This is a genomic window from Chthonobacter albigriseus, from assembly GCF_013839445.1.
Lineage (GTDB): Bacteria > Pseudomonadota > Alphaproteobacteria > Rhizobiales > Pleomorphomonadaceae > Chthonobacter > Chthonobacter albigriseus.
On the sequence record NZ_JACDIT010000008.1, the window covers coordinates 13,507 to 33,042 of the forward strand.

The following is a 19,536-nucleotide window of genomic DNA, read 5'->3' on the forward strand; positions in this document are numbered from 1 at the left end:
GTGTCCCTCTTTTCGGAGACCCCGCCATGTCCGACCTTCCTCTCTCGCTCCATCGCCGCGTCGGCGACCTGGTCTTCCTGTCCGGTGAAGTTCCGGCGGATACGGAAGCGGAGGTTCCGGCCGACGTGGGCGAACAGGTGGAGCGGACGATCGACCGGATCGAGGAGACTCTGGCCGAACTCGGTGGATCGCTCGCCGACGTGGTCGCGGCGACGGTCTATCTCTCCAGCCCAGCGCATTTCGACGCCTACAACGCCGTCTACCGCCGCCGCTTCAAGGCGCCCTATCCGACGCGGACCACGGTCCAGGCGGCGCTGATGATGAAGGCGGACGTGGAGATCACGGTGGTGGCCGCGATCCCGCAGCGCTGAGCCGCGCAGCGGTCCTGCAAGAGATCGTTCATCCTGCGGGATGAAGGACATAAAGAGATGTTTATATCCTGATTGCCTTCCGGCGGGCGCTTGATTATAAGGGCGGCAGAGCGGCGGCGCGCAGGTGCGCCGTCCCATGCCAATCTGATCAGGAGAAGCCGATGACCGGCGCTACGGACTACCTCGTCAAGGACATCGGCCTTTCCGATTGGGGCCGCACCGAGATCGAGATTGCGGAGACCGAGATGCCAGGCCTGATGGCCGTGCGCGAGGAATTTGCCGCAGCACAGCCGCTGAAGGGCGCCCGGATCGCCGGTTCGCTGCATATGACGATCCAGACCGCGGTGCTGATCGAGACGCTGGCCGCACTTGGGGCCGACATCCGCTGGGCCTCCTGCAACATCTTCTCGACCCAGGATCATGCCGCGGCGGCAATCGCGGCCGCCGGGATCCCGGTGTTCGCCTTCAAGGGCGAGACGCTGAAGGAATACTGGACCTTCACCGACCGCATCCTCGACTGGGGCAACGGCGAAACGGCCAACATGATCCTGGACGACGGCGGCGACGCGACGCTGCTCGTGATCCTCGGCTCTAAGGCCGAGAAGGATCCCTCCGTGCTCGCCAACCCGGGCAACGAGGAAGAGGAGTGCCTGTTCGAGACGATCAAGACGCGCCTCGCCAAGGACCCGACCTTCTATTCGCGCTGCAAGGCCAACATCCGCGGCGTCTCGGAAGAGACCACGACGGGCGTGATGCGGCTCTACCAGATGCAGGAGCGCGGCGAACTGCCGTTCCCGGCGATCAACGTCAACGACAGCGTGACCAAGTCGAAGTTCGACAACAAGTACGGCTGCCGTGAATCGCTGGTGGACGCGATCCGCCGCGGCACCGACGTGATGATGGCCGGCAAGGTCGCGGTCGTCTGCGGCTACGGCGACGTCGGCAAGGGCTCGGCCCAGTCGCTCGCCGGCTCCGGCGCGCGCGTGCTGGTCACCGAGATCGACCCGATCTGCGCCCTTCAGGCGGCGATGGACGGCTTCGAGGTGGTGACGCTCGAGGATGCCGCGCCGCGCGCCGACATCGTCGTGACGGCGACCGGCAACAAGGACGTCGTGACGATCGAGCACATGCGCAAGTTCAAGGACATGGCGATCGTCTGCAACATCGGGCACTTCGACAACGAGATCCAGGTCGCGGCGCTCAGGAACTACAAGTGGCGGAACGTGAAGCCGCAGGTGGACCTCGTCGAGTTCCCCGACGGCAAGCGGATGATCCTCCTGTCGGAAGGTCGTCTGGTGAACCTCGGCAACGCCACCGGCCACCCGAGCTTCGTGATGAGCGCCTCGTTCTCCAACCAGACGCTAGCCCAGATCGAGCTCTGGACCCGCAACTCGGCCTACGAGAAAAAGGTCTATGTGCTGCCCAAGCACCTCGACGAGAAGGTCGCTGCGCTGCACCTCTCCAAGCTCGGGGCCAAGCTGACGCAGCTCTCCGACGAGCAGGCCAGCTACATCGGCGTCGGCCAGCAGGGACCCTTCAAGTCGGCGCATTATCGCTACTGACGGTTGATTCCGGTCATTCGACCAAGACGTTATCCACAAGGATGCCCCGGACCCCCGTCCGGGGCATCCGTCGTTTTACGCAGTGTGGAACAAGTCACGAACTCTTTTGAAATCCGGATTGTCGGTCCCGAGGAGACTTCGGCGGGGTTGGCGACTCTTTTTGCACCTCCTCAAACCGGCTATTTTGAAGTGATTCGGAAGGTGGTCCCGGGGCTGAGACCACCTTCGACGGGATTGATCAGCGGCGGAAAAGGACAGGGTTGATGCCGGACTTCGGCCGGAAACGGAGAAGGATTCCCCTGTCCGCTGGTATCGTCGCGACCCTCGCGGCCACAGCCTCGACACTCACCGCAACCGCCTTCCCGGCGGCCGCCCAAGTGGCGGAGAGCTCGGATCCGGCGCGGCTGGACAGCTTCCAGGTTGCATGGCTGGCGGCGCTTGTCGGCGCGATCGGGTTTGCGGTGGCGAGCGCCGGAGCCCTGATCCGTGCGCGGGCGCGGGCGGAGGAGGAGAAGGTCCGTCTCACGCAGGAAGCGGCGGATCTCAAGCTCGCCGCCGACCGCGCAGAGGCGGTGCTGTCGTCCGACGACCAGCGCGTGGTGATCTACGCGGCGCCCGGCGAGACGCCGATCGTGATGGGCACGCTGCCGGAAGGCGCCGGCGCGCCCAAGGGCAAGGCGGCTTTCCTTGGCTTCGGGCAATGGCTGGACGCAGCCTCAACCCAGCAGCTCACCGCCCGGATCGACGGGCTGCGGACCCGCGGCGAGCCGTTCAGCGAAATCGTGAAGACGGGTTCGGGGACCCATCTGGAGGCGAGCGGGCGCGTCGCCGGGTCCTATGCCTTCGTGAGGTTCCGCAACCTGACCCGCGAACGGCTGCAATACGTCGACCTCCTGGAGCGCTACGAGGACCAGAAGCGCGACGTCGACACGGTGCACGGCCTCCTGGAAGCGCTGCCGATGCCGGTCTGGACGCGCTATGCGGACGGCCGCCTGGCCTGGACGAACCGGGCCTATGCCCGCGCCGTCGATGCTGCCGACCAGACGGCGGTGATGGCGAACGGGACGGAACTCCTGGACACCGCCGGCCGCGAGGCGGTGGCGGCAAGCCGTGCCGGCGGCCCCGTCTTCGCCCGCCGCCTGTCGGCGGTGGTAGCCGGGTCGCGCCGGGTGTTCGACGTGGTGGACGTGGCCGGCCAGCACGGCAGCGCCGGCATCGCCACCGACGTCAGCGAGTTGGAGAACGTCCAGGTCGAACTGAAGCGGACGACGGAGAGCCACGCCCGCACGCTGGACCAGCTGGCGAGCGGCGTCGCCATCTTCGGGCCGGACCGCCGTCTGAAGTTCTACAATGCGGCCTATCGCTCGCTGTTCGGGCTGGACAGCAAGTTCCTGGCGACGGATCCGGAAGACGGGGCGGTGCTCGACCAGCTCCGCGCCCTGCGGAAATTGCCGGAACAGGCGGACTTCCGCTCCTGGAAGCGGGACATGCTGGCGCACTACCAGGCCATGGAGGCCACGGAGACCTGGTGGCATCTGCCGGGCGGGCAGACGCTGCGGGTGATCGCCAACCCGCATCCGCAGGGCGGGGTCACCTACGTCTACGAGAACGTGACGGAGCGGCTGGACCTGGAAAGCCGCTACAACGCCCTGATCCGCGTTCAGGGCGAGACGCTGGACCATCTCTCCGAGGGCGTTGCCGTGTTCGGCTCGGACGGGCGGCTGCGGCTCTGGAATCCCTCCTTCGCCGGTCTCTGGCGGCTCGGCGACGACCTGCTCGCCCAGCGCCCGCATGTGGGCGACGTGGTGGGACGTTGCCAGCAACTGCACGACGACGTGGAGATCTGGGATCGGATCCGCATGGCGATCGCCGGGCTCGCGGAGACGCGCACGCGCATCTCCGGCCGGATGGAGCGGCGGGACGGGGCGGTCGTGGACTTCACCACCGTGCCGCTGCCGGACGGGGCGACGCTGGTGACCTTCGTGAACGTGACCGACACGGTGAACGTGGAGCGGGCGCTGCTTGAAAAGAACGAAGCGCTGGAGGCGGCCGACCGGCTGAAGAACGCCTTCATCCAGCACGTGTCGTACGAACTGCGCTCGCCGCTGACCAACATCATCGGTTTCGCCGAGCTCCTGGCCGACGACAACGCCGGGCCGCTCAATCCGAAGCAGCGCGAGTACACCGGCTACATCATCAACTCGTCGGCCGCGCTGCTGGCGATCATCAACGACATTCTCGACCTGGCCACGGTCGACGCCGGCGTGATGGAGCTCGACCTCTCCGACGTCGACATCGCGGCCACCGTCGAGGCGGCGGCGTCCGGCATCCAGGACCGCATCGCCGATGCGCGCATCAACCTCGTCGTGGACGTTCCCGAGACGATCGGCACCTTCACGGCGGACGAGAAGCGGGTGCGGCAGGTGCTGTTCAACCTGCTCTCCAACGCGATCGCCTTCTCCGAGGACGGCGGGCGCGTGGACGTGGTCTGCCGGCGCGAGGGTGAGGACATCCTGTTCACCGTGCGCGACCAGGGCCGGGGCATTCCGGAGGACTACATCGAGGCGGTGTTCGACCGCTTCGTCAGCCGCGCCACCGGCAGCCGCCGCCGTGGAGCCGGCCTGGGGCTCTCGATCGTGAAGAGCTTCGTGGAACTGCACGGCGGCACGGTGGAGATCCGGTCGCGGGAGGGTGAGGGCACGACCGTCACCTGCCGATTTCCCGCCCGTCAGGAGATAGCCGACGCGGCCGAGTGACCTGGACAGTCGCGCCGGTTCGACAAGTCGGCTAGTTCTCGAGGGACGGACCCCGAGCGCCCCAGAATGACCGAGCCCATCCTCACGATCGATGTCGCAGACGAAGCCGGCACCCGGCAACTGGCCGAGGATGTGGCGGCGATCCTCCGACCCGGCGACGTGGTCGCCCTCTCCGGCGATCTTGGAATGGGCAAGAGCGCCTTCGCCCGGGCCGCGCTTCGGGCGCTGGCCGGCGACGCGGCGCTGGAGGTGCCGAGCCCGACCTTCACGCTGGTGCAGACCTACGATCTGCCGGCGCTTTCGGCGGCCCATTTCGACCTCTACCGCCTGGGTGATGCCTCCGAACTCGACGAGATCGGCTTCGACGCGGCGATGCGCGAGGGTGTCTGCCTGGTGGAGTGGCCGGAGCGCGCGGCCGGCCAGTTGCCCGCCGATACGCTCGTCGTGGCGATCTCGGACGGTGCCGGACCGGAGGGACGGCGGTTCGCATTCCATGGCCGGGGCGCGTGGGGGGAGCGGCTCACCCGCACGTTGGCGGTCCGGCGGCTGCTGGATGGACACGGTTTCGCCGGGGCGCGGCGCCACCCGATGCCGGGGGATGCCTCGTCCCGCCGCTACGAGCGCGTCCGGACGGGAGAGCGCAGCGCCGTGCTGATGGACTGGCCGCGCCTGCCGCGCGGGCCGGAGCTCCTCCCGGGCCGGACCTACGGCGACTTGGTGCATGTGCAGAGCGATCCGCTGGCCTTCGTGGCGGTGGCGGACCTGCTGCAGGCGGTCGGGTTCAGGGCGCCGACGATCCACGGGGTGGATCGTGAGGCGGGGCTGATCGTGATGGAGGATCTCGGCACGGGATCGCTCGTCGACGACGCCGGCAGGCCGATCGAAGGCCGCTTCGTTGCGGCCGCGGCGGTGCTGGCAGACAAGGACGGACGTCCGCTGCCGCGGTCGGTGGAGACGGCCATCGGCACCTGGACGGTGCCGGATTTCGACTCCGATGCGATCCGGACGGAGCTGTCGCTGTTTCCCACGTGGTACCACCGGCTCGTGACCGGACGGGAGGCGGACGCGGGCGTTCTGGAGGATTTCCGGCAGGCGACGGCGCCGCTGGTTGAACATATCCTCGCCCTGCCCCGCGGTCTCCTGCTGCGTGACGTGATCGCCCCCAACCTGGTCTGGATGGAGGGGAGCAGCCCGCGCGAACAGGTGGGGTTCCTCGATTTCCAGGACGCGATGATCGGCCCGACGGTCTACGATATCGTCTCGCTGGTGACGGACGTGCGCCGGGATTTCCAGCCGACGCTGGTCGAGGCGATGCTGGACGCCTATGCAGCGCGGCGGCGGCAGGACGATCCCCGGTTCGACCGGGCGGCCTTCGACGAAGGGTTTGCCGTCGTCTCGGCGCAACGCAACCTGAAGATCCTCGGCGGCTTCGCGCGGCTGGCGCTCCGCGACGGGCGAACGGGCTATCTGGCGCATCTGCCGCGGGCGCGCGCCCGCGTCGAGTCGGCGCTCGCACACCCGGTTCTCGCGCCGGTCCGGCTCTGGTATGAACGCTGGAAACGAACCACCGCCAGCGGCCCGGAGTGACGGCGTCGCCCGCAGCAAACAGAGCCCGAAAAACCCGTGTCCCTGTCGAAGACAAAGCCTTCGTTCGCCCCGCGCACCGCCATGGTCCTTGCCGCTGGACGCGGCAAGCGGATGCGGCCGATCACCGCCACGACCCCGAAGCCGCTGGTGGAGATCAACGGCCGGTCGCTGATCGACCACTGCCTGGACCGGCTGTCGGAGGTCGGCGTGGAAACCGCCGTCGTCAACGTCCACTACCTCGCCGACCTGGTGGAGGTGCACGTCTCGAAGCGCAAGTCGCCGCGGATCGTGATCTCCGACGAGCGCGCCAAGCTGCTGGACACCGGCGGTGCGGTCGTCAAGGCGCTGCCGCATCTCGGTACCGAGCCGTTCCTCCACATGAACGCCGACTCGATCTGGATCGAGGGCGCGCGGCCGAACCTTTCCACGCTCTGCGACCGGTGGGACGGCGACACGATGGACGGGCTGCTGATGCTGGCGTCCACGGTTCGCAGCGTCGGCTACGATGGGATCGGCGACTTCGAGATGGACAAGACCGGCCAGCTCACCCGGCGGCTGGAACGGACGGTGGCACCCTTCGTCTACGCGGGAGTGGCCATCCTGCACCCCCGGCTCTTCGAAGGCCGGACCGTGGAGCCGTTCTCGCTCAACGTGCTGTTCGACCGGGCGATCGCCTCCGGCCGGCTCTACGGGTTGCGGATGGACGGGATCTGGCTGCACGTGGGGACGCCCGAAGCGATCGCCGAGGCGGAGACCTCGATCGCTCTCTCGGCGGCCTGAGCCAGCCATGACGGGCGAGCCGGGACCACGCGTCTTCACGATCGCCCCCGCGGCACCCTTCCTGCCGACACTGGTCGACGCCCTGCTCGACGGCGTGCTGGTGCCCGGCCGGGTCTATCGGGACGATCCGCTCAGGCTTGCCGACGTCACGCTCTACCTGCCGACCCGGCGCGCGGCGCGGGCGCTTTCGGAGACCTTTCTGGCCGCGCTCGGCGGCCGGGCTGCCGTGCTGCCTCGGATCCGCCCGCTCGGCGACGTCGACGAAGACGTGGTGGAACGGCTCGCCGATCCGACCGACCTCGATCTGCCCCCGGCCATCTCCGAGCCGGAGCGGGTCCTGGGGCTGGCTCAACTGATCGCCGACTGGCGCCGCCACGTCTCGCCTGACCGCACCGTGAGCCCGTCGGGGGAGCGGATCCGCGTACCCTCCTCGACCTCCGAGGCGGTGCACCTCGCGCGCGACCTGCTGGCGCTGATGGACCAGGCGGCGGCGGAGAGCGTGGACTGGTCAAAGCTCGTCACGCTGGTGCCGGACGACTACGCGGCCTGGTGGCAGCTGACGCTGACCTTCCTCACCATCGCGACGGAGGCGTGGCCGGCTTTTCTGGCCGAACGCGGGCAGATGGACCCGGTGGCGCGGCGAACGCGGGTCATCACCGCGATCGCGGAGCGGTTGGAGCGGGAGGGTGCGCGCGGTCCGGTGATCGCCGCCGGCTCGACCGGCTCTCTGCCGACGACGGCGCGGCTGCTTGCGGCGATCGCGCGCCAGCCGAACGGCGCGGTGGTGCTGCCCGGCCTCGACCTCGGGCTGGACGACGAGACCTGGAGCGACATTGCACCTGACGGGGCCGGCGCCGGTGGCATCGCCAGCCATCCACAGGCCGCAATGGCACGGCTTCTCCACGTGATCGGGGTCGGACGCAACGGAGTCGCCGAGCTCGGGTCGGTGAGCGAACCGATGGAGCGGCGGCTGACGATCCTTTCCGAGGCCATGCGGCCGGCGGAGTCGACCGACAGATGGAAAGATTTCGCCGGATCGCTCGATCCCGACGGTTGCGAGCGGGCGCTCGACGGGATGACGCTGGTGGTTGGCGCCACAGAGGCCGAGGAGGCGCTCGCCGCCGCTCTGGCGCTCCGGGAAGCGATCGAGGCGCCCGGCCGGACCGCCGCCCTCGTGACGCCCGACCGCGGGCTTGCCCGGCGGGTCTGTACCGAGCTCGCGCGCTTCGGCGTCGACACGGAGGACAGCGCCGGCACGCCGCTGGAGCGAACGCCCACCGGGATCCTGGTCGCCCTGTCGGCGGAATGCGCGGTGGAGGGCCTGCCGCCGGAAAAGCTGGTTGCGCTCCTGAAGCACCCGCTTGCCTGCTTCGGCTTCAGCCGCCCGCGGTGCCGGGCCGCGGCGCGCGCCCTGGAGATTGCCGTGCTGCGCGGTCCACGGCTGGCGACCGGCTCGAAGGCGCTGATGGCGGCGGCGGAAACGCTGGCGCGGGCCGGCCGGAAGGGCCAGGGCGTGCCAAAGGCGCTCGCCGCTCTCGGCGAGGAGCGCCTCGCAGACGCCAGGATGCTGGCGCGGCGGATCGGGGCGGCGGTCATGCCGATCGAGGCGTTGAAGGCCGACGGTCGACGCGTCGACCTGAAGACGCTGCTGCAGGCGCATCTGGAGCTCCTGCAGGCGATCGCCGCGGACGAGACGGGCGACGACAGCCTGCTGTTCGATGGTCCGGCGGGAACGGCCGCCGCGGAGGTGTTCGCGGGCTATCTCGACAGTGCCGGCGTGTCGCTCGACGTCACGCCGGGGGAGTATCCGGCGACCCTCGCCGCCTTGATGGCGGGGCGCATGGTGCGGCGGACGTCGGCGCGCCCGGCGCGCGTGTTCATCTGGGGGCCGCTTGAGGCGCGCCTTCTCGGCGTGGACCGGCTGGTGGTCGGCGGTCTCAACGAGGGAACCTGGCCGCTCGCCACGGACACCGGGCCTTGGCTGTCCCGACCGATGCGGGCCGACCTCGCCTTCGGCCCGCCGGAACAGCGGATCGGCCTTTCCGCACACGACTTCGTCCAGTCGCTCGGCACCCGCGACGTGGTGCTCACCCGGTCGGAGAAGCGGGACGGCGCGCCAACCGTGCCGACGCGGTTCCTGCAGCGCTTCACCAGCGTGATCGGCGAGGCGCGCAGCAAGACCCTGCGCGCCCGCGGGGACGTCATCGTGGACTGGGCGCGGCGGCTGGATGATATCCCACCGGTGCCGCGGCCGCCCCGGCCAGAACCCAGGCCACCGCTCGCGGCGCGGCCCAAGCAGCTCTCGGTCACCGAGATCGAGACATGGATCCGCGATCCCTATGCGGTCTATGCGCGGCGGGTGCTGGACCTCCAGGCGCTGGAGGGTCTCGGCGAGCAGCCGGACTTCGGGGCGCGCGGGTCGGCGGTGCACCAGGCGCTCGCCGATTTCGCCAAGGATTGGACAGGTCCGTTCGACCAAACCGCCGTCGCCGCACTGATCGAAGCCGGGCGCCTGGCCTTCAAGGAACTGGAGGCCTATCCGGAGGTGCATGCCCTGTGGTGGCCGCGGTTCGTCGCCGCGGCCGGTTATGTGGTCGAGTCGTTCGAGGCCGGGCGCGCGGATATGGAGCGCAACGCGGAGATCCGCGGGCGGTGGGTGGTGGTTCCCGGCGAGGACGGCTTCGCGCTGACCGGACGGGCCGACCGGATCGACATCACCGCGGATGGACTGCTCTCGCTCGTCGACTTCAAGACGGGTTCGGCACCCTCTGAGCGCCAGATCGCGGCGCTGAAAAGCCCGCAGATGCCTCTGGAAGCGGTGATCGCGCAGAAGGGCGGCTTCGAGGGCATTCCGCCGCGGCCGCTGCAGGACCTCGTCCACGTGGTGCTGCGCGGCATCAAGGGCCGGGACGAGACGAAGACCTACACAGGTTATGACGGCAAGGACTTCGTGCGGTCGCTCGAGGAGACCGTCGCGGCTGCCGAGGAGGCGCTGATCCGGCTGGTGGAGGCCTACCGGGATCCGGAGCGGGGTTACCGGTCGAAGGCCCACCCGTTCAAGAGCGGCGACCGCAGCGACTACGACCACCTGGCGCGCGTCAGGGAATGGATGATCGCCGACGAGGCCGGCGAGGGCGGGGACGACTGATGGCGATCGAGATCCCGGCCGAGACGCGCGAACGGCAGCGCATGGCGACGGACCCGAAGGCCTCCGTGTTCGTGTCGGCCAATGCCGGTTCGGGCAAGACGTGGGTGCTGTCGCGCCGGGTGATCCGCCTGCTGCTCACTGACACGGACCCTGGCCGCATCCTTTGCCTGACCTTCACCAAGGCCGCGGCGGCGGAGATGGCCAACCGGGTGTTCGAAGTGCTGGGCGGCTGGACGACGCTCGGCGATGCCGCGCTTGCCAAGGAGATCGAGGCGGTGGAGGGCGTGCCACCGCCGCCGGCCCGCCTGAAGGTCGCAAGGCGCCTGTTCGCGCGGGCGCTGGAAACCCCGGGCGGGCTCAAGGTGCAGACAATCCATGCGTTCTGCGAGGCGCTTTTGCAGCGGTTTCCCGTGGAGGCCAACCTCGCCGGGCGCTTCGAGGTGCTCGACGATCGCGGCGCGGCCTTCCTGATCGCGGAGGCCAAGGCGGAGGCGGTGCGGGCCGCAGCGCTCGACGGCGACGGGCCGCTCGGCCGGGCCTTCGCGCTGCTTCTGTCGGAGTGTCCGGACCAGGCGATCGACACGGCGCTCCGGGCGCTGGTCCGGGACCGCGAGGCGCTGGCCGCCTGGTTCGACCGGGTGGGCGGTCTGGACGCTGCTGTCGCCGGCCTGCCCGCGGCGCTCGACGTGCCTGAAGGAGCCACGGCGGAAAGCCTGATCGCGGAAACGGTGCAGTCCCCGCATTTCGATGGAGCAACCCTATCGGCCTTGATCCCGGTCTTGGACAGCGCTTCGGTCCGGATGCAGGAGTTCGCCGGCGGCCTCCGGGCGGCGATCGGCCTCGACCTGCCCGCCGGTGCAAAAGCCTGGCGCGAGCTGTTCCTGACCCAGAAGAACGAGCCGAAGAAGGAAAGCTTCATCACGCAGGCGGTGGAGGCCGCGCTGCCGGGAACGCGGGCGCGGTTCGCCGCCGAGGCGGCGCGGGTGCGCGACCTTCTCGCCGCCTCCGCCGGCCTGGAGACGGCGGCGCGGACGGGCGCGCTGGTGCGGCTGGCCGACCGGATGATCGGGACCTATCAGGCGCTCAAGGCGCGGGACGGGGCACTCGACTACGACGACCTGATCCAGCGGACTGCGAACCTGCTCGCCCGGTCGGACGCGGCGGCGTGGGTCCAGTACAAGCTGGACCAGGGCATCGACCACGTGCTGGTCGACGAGGCGCAGGATACGAGCCCGCGGCAGTGGGACATTGTGCGTGCCCTCAGCGAGGAGTTCTTCGCCGGCGCCGGGGCTCGCTCGCGGGTAAACCGGACGCTGTTCGCCGTGGGTGACGAGAAGCAGTCGATCTATTCGTTCCAGGGTGCCGCGCCGAAGCTGTTCGGGGAGAACCGGGACCAGTTCGGCCGGCGCATCGCGGCCGCCGACCTGCTCTTCCACAACCTGAAGCTGGTGCTGTCGTTCCGCTCCACGCCCGACGTGATCAAAGCCGTGGACCGCGTGTTCGCCGACCCCGCCGCACACCGCGGGCTATCGACCGACGACGAGCCCACCGTCCACGAGACGGTGCGGAGCGCCGACGCGGGACTCGTTGAGATCTGGCCGGAGACCGAAGCGGAGAAGGCGCGGGAGCCGGAACACTGGGAGGATCCGGTGGACCGGGTCGGGCGCGGCAGCGCCGACCTTCTGCTCGCTGCAAGGATCGCGGAGGAGGTCGCGGGGTGGCTGGATCGCGGCGAGCGGCTGCCGTCCACCGGCAAGCGCATCCGGCCCAAGGATGTGCTGATCCTGGTGCGCAAGCGCGGCGCTTTCGTGGAAGCCGTGAATCGCGCGCTGAAGGCACGCATCGTGCCGGTGGCCGGGGCGGACCGGCTCGACGTGATCGGCCATATCGTGACGCAGGACCTGACGGCCGCCGCCCGCGTGGCGCTGTTGCCGGAGGACGACCTCACGCTGGCGGCGGTGGCGAAGTCGCCGCTGGTTGGCTTGAGCGAGGAGGACCTGTTCGGGCTCGCACATGGGCGCGAGGGGCGGAGCCTCTGGTCGGTGGCAGAGGAGCGGGCGGCCGCCGGCGACGCGGCCGCGATGCGTCTTGCCGAGGCGGTGAACCGCTGGCGCGGGCGCGCCGACACGGTCGATCCGTTCGCCTTCTTCGCCGCCATCGTGGGCGCGGACGGCGGTCGGGCCGCGTTCCGGGCGCGGATCGGCCATGAGGCCGACGAGGTGATCGACGAGTTCCTGAAGCTCGCGCTGGCTTTCGAGATGCGCGAAACGCCGACGCTGGAAACCTTCCTCGCTCGCCTCAAGGACACCGACGAGGAGGTCAAGCGCGAGGTGGTGGAGGGTCGCGACGAGCTTCGCGTGATGACCGTGCATGGCGCCAAGGGGCTGGAGGCACCGGTGGTGTTCCTGGTCGATCCGGGATCGCCGCCGGTGTCGAAGGCGCACGACCCGAGGATCGTGGCGCTGGCGAGCGCGCCCGGCGCTCCGCTCGCCTGGGTGCAGAGCGGGGTACGACCGTCGTCGGTGGAAGCGGCGCTGGAGGAGAGCCGGCGCGGCCAGGAGGAGGAGTATCGCCGGCTGCTCTACGTCGGCCTCACACGCGCCCGCGACCGGCTGATCGTGACGGGCGTCCGCCGTGACAAGGGTAGCCCGGACGGGCGCTGGCACACCCTGGTGAGCACCGCGCTGCTGTCCGAGGCGGAGGCGGTCAAGGACGCGGACGGGGCGATCCGCGGCTGGCAGTGGCGGGCGGACCGGAACCGCGCCGCCAAGGCCGACGAGCCCGACGTGGCGCCCTTTCCGCCGCCGCCCCCGCTGCCGGACTTCCTGGCGCGGGCGGCGCCGCGGGAGGATGTCGCGGTGCCGGTCACGCCGTCGTCGGCGCTGTCGCTGATCGAGACCGAGCCGCGCCGGCCGCGGCAGAATGCGCTCGACCGGGTACGCACGCCGGACACGGAGGCGACGCTGAGGGGGCGGGTGGTCCATCGCCTGTTCGAGGTTCTGCCCGAGCTCGACCGGGCGCAGCGGCGCGAGAAGGCGCTGCGGTATCTGGCGCAGGAGGCGGCCGGTCTCGATTCGCTTGAACGCGAACGGCTCTACGCGCAGGTGGAAGGCGTGCTGCTCGACCCCCGGTTCGAGGGGCTGTTCGGTACGGAGAGCCGGGCGGAAGTCGGGCTGGTGGGCGAGATCGAGACGCCGGGCGGACGGACACTTCAGGTGTCGGGCCAGGTCGACCGGCTGGTGGTGCGCGACGGCGAGGTGATGATCCTCGACTACAAGACCAACCGGGCGGTGCCGTCCGAGATACCCGACGACTACGCCCTCCAGCTGGCGCTCTACCGGCGCCTGCTGCAGGACCTTTATCCCAGCCGGACGATCCGTGCGGCAATCCTGTGGACCGAGGCCGTGCGGCTGGACGAAGCCCCCGCCGAGCGGCTCGACGGCATGCTCGCGCGGCTTGTCACGGGAATGGGAACGGGACGGGGCAGCGGGCGTTCTTGACGGGCCTTTGCCGCGCTCCTACGTTCGGCCCGACCGGGTCAGGCGCAGACGGATTCCCGTTTGGAAGACGGCGCTTGTCCACGAACCGAGGTGTCATGATGACGACCAAGAAAGTGACGGACCAGACCTTCGACAGCGACGTGCTCGGCGCCGATGCGCCGGTCGTCGTGGATTTCTGGGCGGAGTGGTGCGGTCCGTGCCGCATGATCGCCCCGGCTCTCGACGAGATCGCCTCGGAGATGGACGGCAAGGTGACGATCGCCAAGCTGAACATCGACGAGAACGCCAACACCGCCATCAAGTACGGCGTGCGGTCGATCCCCACGCTGATCCTGTTCAAGAACGGCCAGCCGGCCGCGATGAAGGTGGGTGCGGCGCCGAAGGGTGATCTCGCCAACTGGATCAAGTCGGCGATCTGATCGCGGCGTCTTTCGAGCCGACGAAAAGCCCCGGCCGGGATCACCCGCCGGGGCTTTTTCGTGCCCGCCGACTGAACCGGAGTCAGCTTTGGGGAGGCGTGCCGTTCTCGGCGAGGGTGTCGCCGGCGAGATAAAGCGAGCCGCAGATCAGGATGCGGGGGGCCCGCTCCAGCGTCCAGTTGGCGGCAAGCAGGCGGATGGCCTCGGCAGTGCCCGGCGCTGCTTCTGCCGACAGGCCGGCCGCGTTGGCGGCTTCGGCGAGCGCATCCGGATCCCAGGCGGCTTCGGAGCCGGGGATCGGCACGGTGAAAACGTGGCGGACCAGGCCTTCGAAGGGCGTGAAGAAGCCGGCGGGATCCTTGGTGGTGAGCATGCCGGCGATCAGGAAGAGCGGGCGCTCGACCCGGTCCTCCAGGTCGGCCATGGCGCTCGCCACCACCTCGCCGGCGCCCGGGTTGTGGCCGCCGTCGAGCCAGACCTCTGCGCCCGGCGGGGCGAGGTCCACGAGCCGGCCGTGCGTCAGGCGCTGCAGGCGGGCGGGCCACTCCACGGTTTCCAGGCCACGCTCGATCGCCGAGAGCGGGATGTCGAGCTTGCTGGCGCGGATCGCGGCGACGGCCGTGCCGGCGTTCTGGATCTGGTGGCGGCCGGACAGGCGCGGCAGCGGCAGGTCGAGCAGGCCGCCGTCGTCCTGGAACACCAGGCGGCCGTGCTCCTCGTGGACCATCCAGTCCTGCGCGCCGATCAGCAGCGGCTTTGCCCCAGCCCGGGACGCGACCGTCTCGAACACCTCAGTGACCTCGGCCGGATTAGGGCTGACCACCACGGGCCGGCCCTTCTTGATGATGCCGGCCTTCTCGAAGGCGATCTTGTCGATGGTGTTGCCGAGATAGGACTGGTGGTCGAGCGAGATCGACGTGATCACCGAGACGAGCGGTGCGGCGACGACGTTGGTGGCATCGAAGCGTCCGCCGAGGCCGACCTCCAGGAGCACGACGTCAGCCGGTTCTTCGGCGAACAGCAGGAAGCCCGCGGCGGTCAGGAGCTCGAAAAGGGTGATCGGCTCGTTGCCGTTGGCCACCTCGGCCCGTTCCAGCGCGTCGGTGAAGCGGGCGTCATCGACGAATGCGCTGCGGCCTGGGCCTGTCGCAAGCCGGTAGCGCTCGTTGTAGGCGACGAGGTGCGGCGAGGTGTGGGTGTGAACCCTAAGGCCGGCGGCCTCCAGGATGGCCCGCAGGAAGGCAATGGTGGAGCCCTTGCCGTTGGTGCCGGCCACGTGGAAGACGGGCGGCAACCTCTGCTCGGGGTGGCCAAGCGCGGCAAGCAGGCGCTCGATCCGGCCGAGCGTCAGGTCGTAGCCCTTGGGGTGAAGGGCCGAAAGCCTGTCGATGATGGCAAGGGTTTCGGGCATGGCGGCGCTGGGCGGCTCCTCAAGCCGTCGGTGAAACGTCAAGGCTCCGGGCCATAAACGATCGGGGCGCCCGGCGCTATCTGCGAAAACGCCGCCCCCACGGGATGAGGGCGGCATTGGGACGGTGGTGACGGCTGGCTGTGCGGCTCCGACCGCCGCGGGCCTATTCAGCCGCGAGCGGAGCGGCCTCGTCGGCCGCCACGACGGCGCCTTCGTGGCCGAGCAGGCGCACCAGCCGGGCGAGCGTCGCGCGCAGTTCGTGGCGGTGGACGACCATGTCGACCATGCCATGCTCCAGCAGGTACTCGGCGCGCTGGAAGCCCTCGGGGAGCTTTTCACGGATGGTCTGCTCGATGACACGCGGGCCCGCGAAGCCGATCAGGGCGCCCGGCTCGGCGATCTGGATATCGCCCAGCATGGCGTAGGAGGCCGTGACGCCGCCCATGGTCGGGTTGGTGAGCACGACGATGTAAGGGAGCCCGGCCTCCTTCAGCATCTCTACGGCGACGGTGGTGCGCGGCATCTGCATCAGGGACAGGATGCCCTCCTGCATGCGCGCGCCGCCGGAGGCGGTGAAGAGGATGAAAGGCGCGTTGCGCACCAGCGCCGTCTCGGCGCCGGTGATAATCGCCTCGCCGGCGGCCATGCCGAGCGAGCCGCCCATGAAGTCGAAGTCCTGCACGGCCGCGACCACGGGCACCGTTTCAAGCCGGCCGGCACCGACCAGCACGGCATCCTCACGGCCAGTCTTGGCCTTGGCGTCCTTAAGGCGGTCGGAATAGCGCTTCTCGTCGCGGAACTTCAGCGGATCCTGCACCACGTGCGGCAGCGCGATTGTCTCATAGACGCCGTCGTCGAACAGAAGCTCCAGGCGACGATTGGGCGCCATGCGCATGTGGTAGCCGGAGTTCGGCACCACCCACTGGTTCGCCTCCAGATCGCGATGGAAGACCATCTCGCCGGTCTCGGGGCACTTGACCCAGAGATTCTCCGGCACCGCTGGCTTGGGATAGATCAGCGAGCGGATCTTGGGGCGAACGACGTTGTTGATCCAGTTCACGGGATGACCCTGTTCCGGTTTCGTCACCGGGAAGATGAGACCGCGGCGTTGATTTCACAAGGGCGCGGCCGAAATAGGGCAGCCATCGCCCGGGTTTTGCGCCGTTTTCAGGTGCAGGACGTTCAAGCCGGCGCGGGCGAACGGGCGCGGCGGACGCCGGCGGCGAGTTCCTCGACCAGCCTGGTCACCGCGCCGACGGTGCCATCCGTCGGCCGGCCGTCGGCGCCGAGACTGTCGCGGATGGCGTTGACGAGCGCCGAGCCGACCACCACGCCGTCGGCGTTGGCGCCGATGGCCGCTGCCTGCTCGCCCGTCTTCACGCCGAAGCCGACCATCACCGGCAGGTCGGTGTGGCCCTTGATGCGCTTCACCGCTGTCGCGACCCGCGTGGGATCGGCGGAGGCGGTGCCGGTGATGCCGGTGATCGAGACGTAGTAGACGAAGCCGGAGGTGTTGGCGAGGACGGCCGGCAGGCGCTTGTCGTCGGTGGTCGGCGTCGCGAGGCGGATGAAGGAGACGCCGGCCTTCAGCGCGGGCAGGCAGAGCTCCTCGTCCTCCTCGGGCGGCAGGTCGACGACGATCAGCCCGTCGACGCCGGCGGCCTTGGCGTCGGCGAGGAAACGCTCAACGCCGTAGATGTAGATGGGGTTGTAGTAGCCCATCAGCACCAGCGGCGTCGTTTCGTCCTCCTTGCGGAAGGCGCGGACCATCTCCAGCGTTCGGACCATCGTCTGGCCGCCGTTGAGGGCGCGCAGCGTGGCGGCCTGGATCGGCGGGCCCTCGGCCATCGGATCGGAGAAGGGCATGCCGAACTCGACGATGTCGGCGCCGGCCTTGGGCAGCGCCTTCAGCACCTTCAGCGAGGTGTCGTAGTCCGGATCGCCGGCGGTGACGAAGGTGACGAGCGCGGGGCGGCCCTCCGCCTTGAGGGCAGCCACCCGGGCGTCGATGCGGGTCTGGGGGAGCATGGACACACTCACAGGTCGAAACCGAGGATCTTGCCGACGGTGAACACGTCCTTGTCGCCGCGGCCGCAGAGGTTCATGACGATGATCTGATCCTTCTGCATGGTCGGGGCGATCTTGATGACGTGGGCGAGCGCGTGGGCGGGCTCCAGGGCCGGGATGATGCCCTCGGTGCGCGTCAGGAGCTGGAAGGCCTCCAGGGTCTCGTCGTCGGTGATCGGGACGTATTCGACGCGGCCGGAGTCCTTCAGCCAGGAGTGCTCCGGGCCGATGCCGGGATAGTCGAGGCCAGCGGAGATGGAGTGGCCCTCGAAGATCTGGCCGTCGTCGTCCTGCAGCAGGTAGGTGCGGTTGCCGTGGAGGACGCCGGGGCGGCCGGCCGTCAGCGAGGCGCAGTGCTCCTTGCCCTGAAGGCCGCGCCCGCCGGCCTCGACGCCGATGATCGAGATCCCCTCGTCGTCGAGGAAGGGGTGGAACAGGCCAATGGCGTTGGAGCCGCCACCGACGGCCGCGACCAGGACGTCCGGCAGGCGGCCCTCGGCGGCAACGATCTGCTCGCGGACCTCCTTGCCGATGATCGACTGGAAGTCGCGCACCATGGCCGGATAGGGATGCGGGCCGGCAGCGGTGCCGATGAGGTAGTAGGTGTTCTCCACGTTGGTCACCCAGTCGCGGAGCGCCTCGTTCATGGCATCCTTGAGGGTACCGTGGCCGGCCGTCACCGGGTGCACCTTGGCGCCCAGCAGCTTCATGCGGAAGACGTTGGGGGCCTGACGCTGGACGTCGGTGGCGCCCATGTAGACCTCGCAGGGGAAGCCGAAGCGGGCGCAGACGGTGGCAGAGGCGACGCCATGCTGGCCGGCGCCGGTCTCGGCGATGATGCGCGTCTTGCCCATGCGCTTGGCGAGCAGGATCTGACCGAGGCAGTTGTTGATCTTGTGGCTGCCGGTGTGGTTGAGCTCGTCGCGCTTGAAGTAGATCTTCGCGCCGCCGAGGTGGGCGGTCAGCCGCTCGGCGAAATAGAGCGGGCTCGGCCGGCCGACGTAGTGGGTGTGGAGGTGGGCGATCTCAGCGTGGAACGCCGGATCCTTCTTGGCGGCCTCGTAGGCCTCGTCCAGTTCCAGGATCAGCGGCATCAGCGTCTCGGCCACGTAGCGGCCGCCGAACATGCCGAAGTGACCGCGCTCGTCGGGTCCGGTCCTGTAGGAATTAGGCTTCATGACACTCCGGCCGCCTGAACGGCGCCTCCCTGCCTCAAACATCACACAGCGGGCGTTTCACCCGCGCTCTTCACGGCCGACGCGAAGGCTCGGATCAGGGCCTCGTCCTTGATGCCCGGCGCCGTCTCCACCCCCGACGAGACGTCGACGCCGGCAGGACGGACCCGGGCGATCGCTTCGCCGACGTTCGTAGGCGTCAGGCCGCCCGAAAGCAAGAAGGGCGTCGCAAAGCCGGGTTCGCGGAGGAGGTTCCAGTCGAAGGTCGCGCCGAGGCCGCCGGGCCGCGTGGCGTCCTTCGGCGGCTTGGCGTCGAAGAGGAGGAGGTCGGCGATGCGGTCGTAGGCGCGGGCTTTCTCCACGTCAGCGGCAGTAGCGATGCCGAGCGCCTTCATCACCGGCAGGCCGAAGCGCGAGCGGACGGCCGCGACGCGGTCGGTCGTCTCGCGGCCGTGCAGTTGCAGCAGGTCCGGGTGGCCCGCGGCGACAAGGGTTTCGAGGAGTGCGTCGTCGGCGTCCACGGTGAGGAGAACGATGCGGGCCCTGCCCCTGGCGAGGTCCGCCAGACCGGCCAGCCGGTCCGGCTCCACGTGGCGCGGGCTCGGCGGGAACGACACGAGCCCGATGGCGTCGGCGCCGGCATCGATCGCCCAGCCAACGCTGTCCGGCGTGGAGAGGCCGCAGATCTTCAGCCGCGGCGGCGAGATGGGCAAAATCCCTTCGGTCATGGCGACAGGGATTGCCACGAGAACGGGCGCGA

Annotated in this window: 12 protein-coding genes and 1 pseudogene; 8 read left to right on the forward strand and 5 right to left on the reverse strand. The window is 69.5% G+C overall.

Translation table 11 applies throughout. The annotated features are described in order from the left end of the window. Positions 1-26 precede the first annotated feature (26 nt). From HZ321_RS17735 to trxA, 8 genes are all read left to right on the forward strand, one after another. Positions 27-371 carry a RidA family protein gene (locus tag HZ321_RS17735; protein WP_181703739.1) on the forward strand — a complete coding sequence of 115 codons (345 nt, stop codon included), beginning with the start codon at positions 27-29 and terminating at the stop codon, positions 369-371. A gap of 161 nt (positions 372-532) precedes the next feature. After that, the gene (gene ahcY, locus HZ321_RS17740) at positions 533-1,933 is read left to right on the forward strand and encodes an adenosylhomocysteinase (RefSeq protein WP_181703740.1); all 1,401 of its coding nucleotides are present in this window, start codon (positions 533-535) and stop codon (positions 1,931-1,933) included. A gap of 263 nt (positions 1,934-2,196) precedes the next feature. Continuing rightward, on the forward strand, positions 2,197-4,689 hold the full coding sequence (locus HZ321_RS17745; RefSeq protein WP_181703741.1) for a sensor histidine kinase: 2,493 nt from the start codon (positions 2,197-2,199) through the stop codon (positions 4,687-4,689). Between the two features lie 66 nt (positions 4,690-4,755). Continuing rightward, on the forward strand, positions 4,756-6,276 hold the full coding sequence (gene tsaE, locus HZ321_RS17750) for a tRNA (adenosine(37)-N6)-threonylcarbamoyltransferase complex ATPase subunit type 1 TsaE (RefSeq protein WP_181703742.1): 1,521 nt from the start codon (positions 4,756-4,758) through the stop codon (positions 6,274-6,276). 81 nt (positions 6,277-6,357) lie between these two features. After that, positions 6,358-7,056, forward strand: coding sequence for a nucleotidyltransferase family protein (locus HZ321_RS17755; protein WP_181703869.1), 699 nt, complete (start codon positions 6,358-6,360; stop codon positions 7,054-7,056). A gap of 7 nt (positions 7,057-7,063) precedes the next feature. Beyond that, positions 7,064-10,204 carry a double-strand break repair protein AddB gene (gene addB / locus HZ321_RS17760; protein WP_181703743.1) on the forward strand — a complete coding sequence of 1,047 codons (3,141 nt, stop codon included), beginning with the start codon at positions 7,064-7,066 and terminating at the stop codon, positions 10,202-10,204. Beyond that, positions 10,204-13,704 carry a double-strand break repair helicase AddA gene (gene addA / locus HZ321_RS17765; RefSeq protein ID WP_181703744.1) on the forward strand — a complete coding sequence of 1,167 codons (3,501 nt, stop codon included), beginning with the start codon at positions 10,204-10,206 and terminating at the stop codon, positions 13,702-13,704. Before addB ends, addA begins: the two co-directional genes overlap by 1 nt. A gap of 98 nt (positions 13,705-13,802) precedes the next feature. Next, positions 13,803-14,123, forward strand: a complete 321-nt coding sequence (gene trxA, locus HZ321_RS17770; protein WP_181703745.1) for a thioredoxin TrxA — start codon at positions 13,803-13,805, stop codon at positions 14,121-14,123. Between the two features lie 82 nt (positions 14,124-14,205). Here the strand turns inward: trxA and HZ321_RS17775 are convergent, their stop codons facing one another. The 5 genes and pseudogenes from HZ321_RS17775 to HZ321_RS17795 form a co-directional block, all read right to left on the reverse strand. After that, on the reverse strand, positions 14,206-15,534 hold the full coding sequence (locus tag HZ321_RS17775; protein WP_181703746.1) for a bifunctional folylpolyglutamate synthase/dihydrofolate synthase: 1,329 nt from the start codon (positions 15,532-15,534) through the stop codon (positions 14,206-14,208). 105 nt (positions 15,535-15,639) lie between these two features. Beyond that, positions 15,640-16,594 (reverse strand): annotated as a pseudogene (gene accD / locus HZ321_RS17780) (acetyl-CoA carboxylase, carboxyltransferase subunit beta); the annotation flags it as partial. Positions 16,595-16,716: 122 nt separating this feature from the next. Next, a complete protein-coding gene (gene trpA / locus HZ321_RS17785) occupies positions 16,717-17,562 on the reverse strand; it encodes a tryptophan synthase subunit alpha (protein WP_181703748.1) in 846 nt (281 codons plus the stop codon). Positions 17,563-17,570: 8 nt separating this feature from the next. Further along, complete coding sequence (gene trpB, locus HZ321_RS17790; protein WP_181703749.1) at positions 17,571-18,779, reverse strand: tryptophan synthase subunit beta; 1,209 nt, start codon at positions 18,777-18,779, stop codon at positions 17,571-17,573. A 41-nt stretch (positions 18,780-18,820) separates the two neighbouring features. Next, the gene (locus HZ321_RS17795) at positions 18,821-19,504 is read right to left on the reverse strand and encodes a phosphoribosylanthranilate isomerase (protein ID WP_181703750.1); all 684 of its coding nucleotides are present in this window, start codon (positions 19,502-19,504) and stop codon (positions 18,821-18,823) included. Between the last annotated feature and the right edge of the window lie 32 nt (positions 19,505-19,536).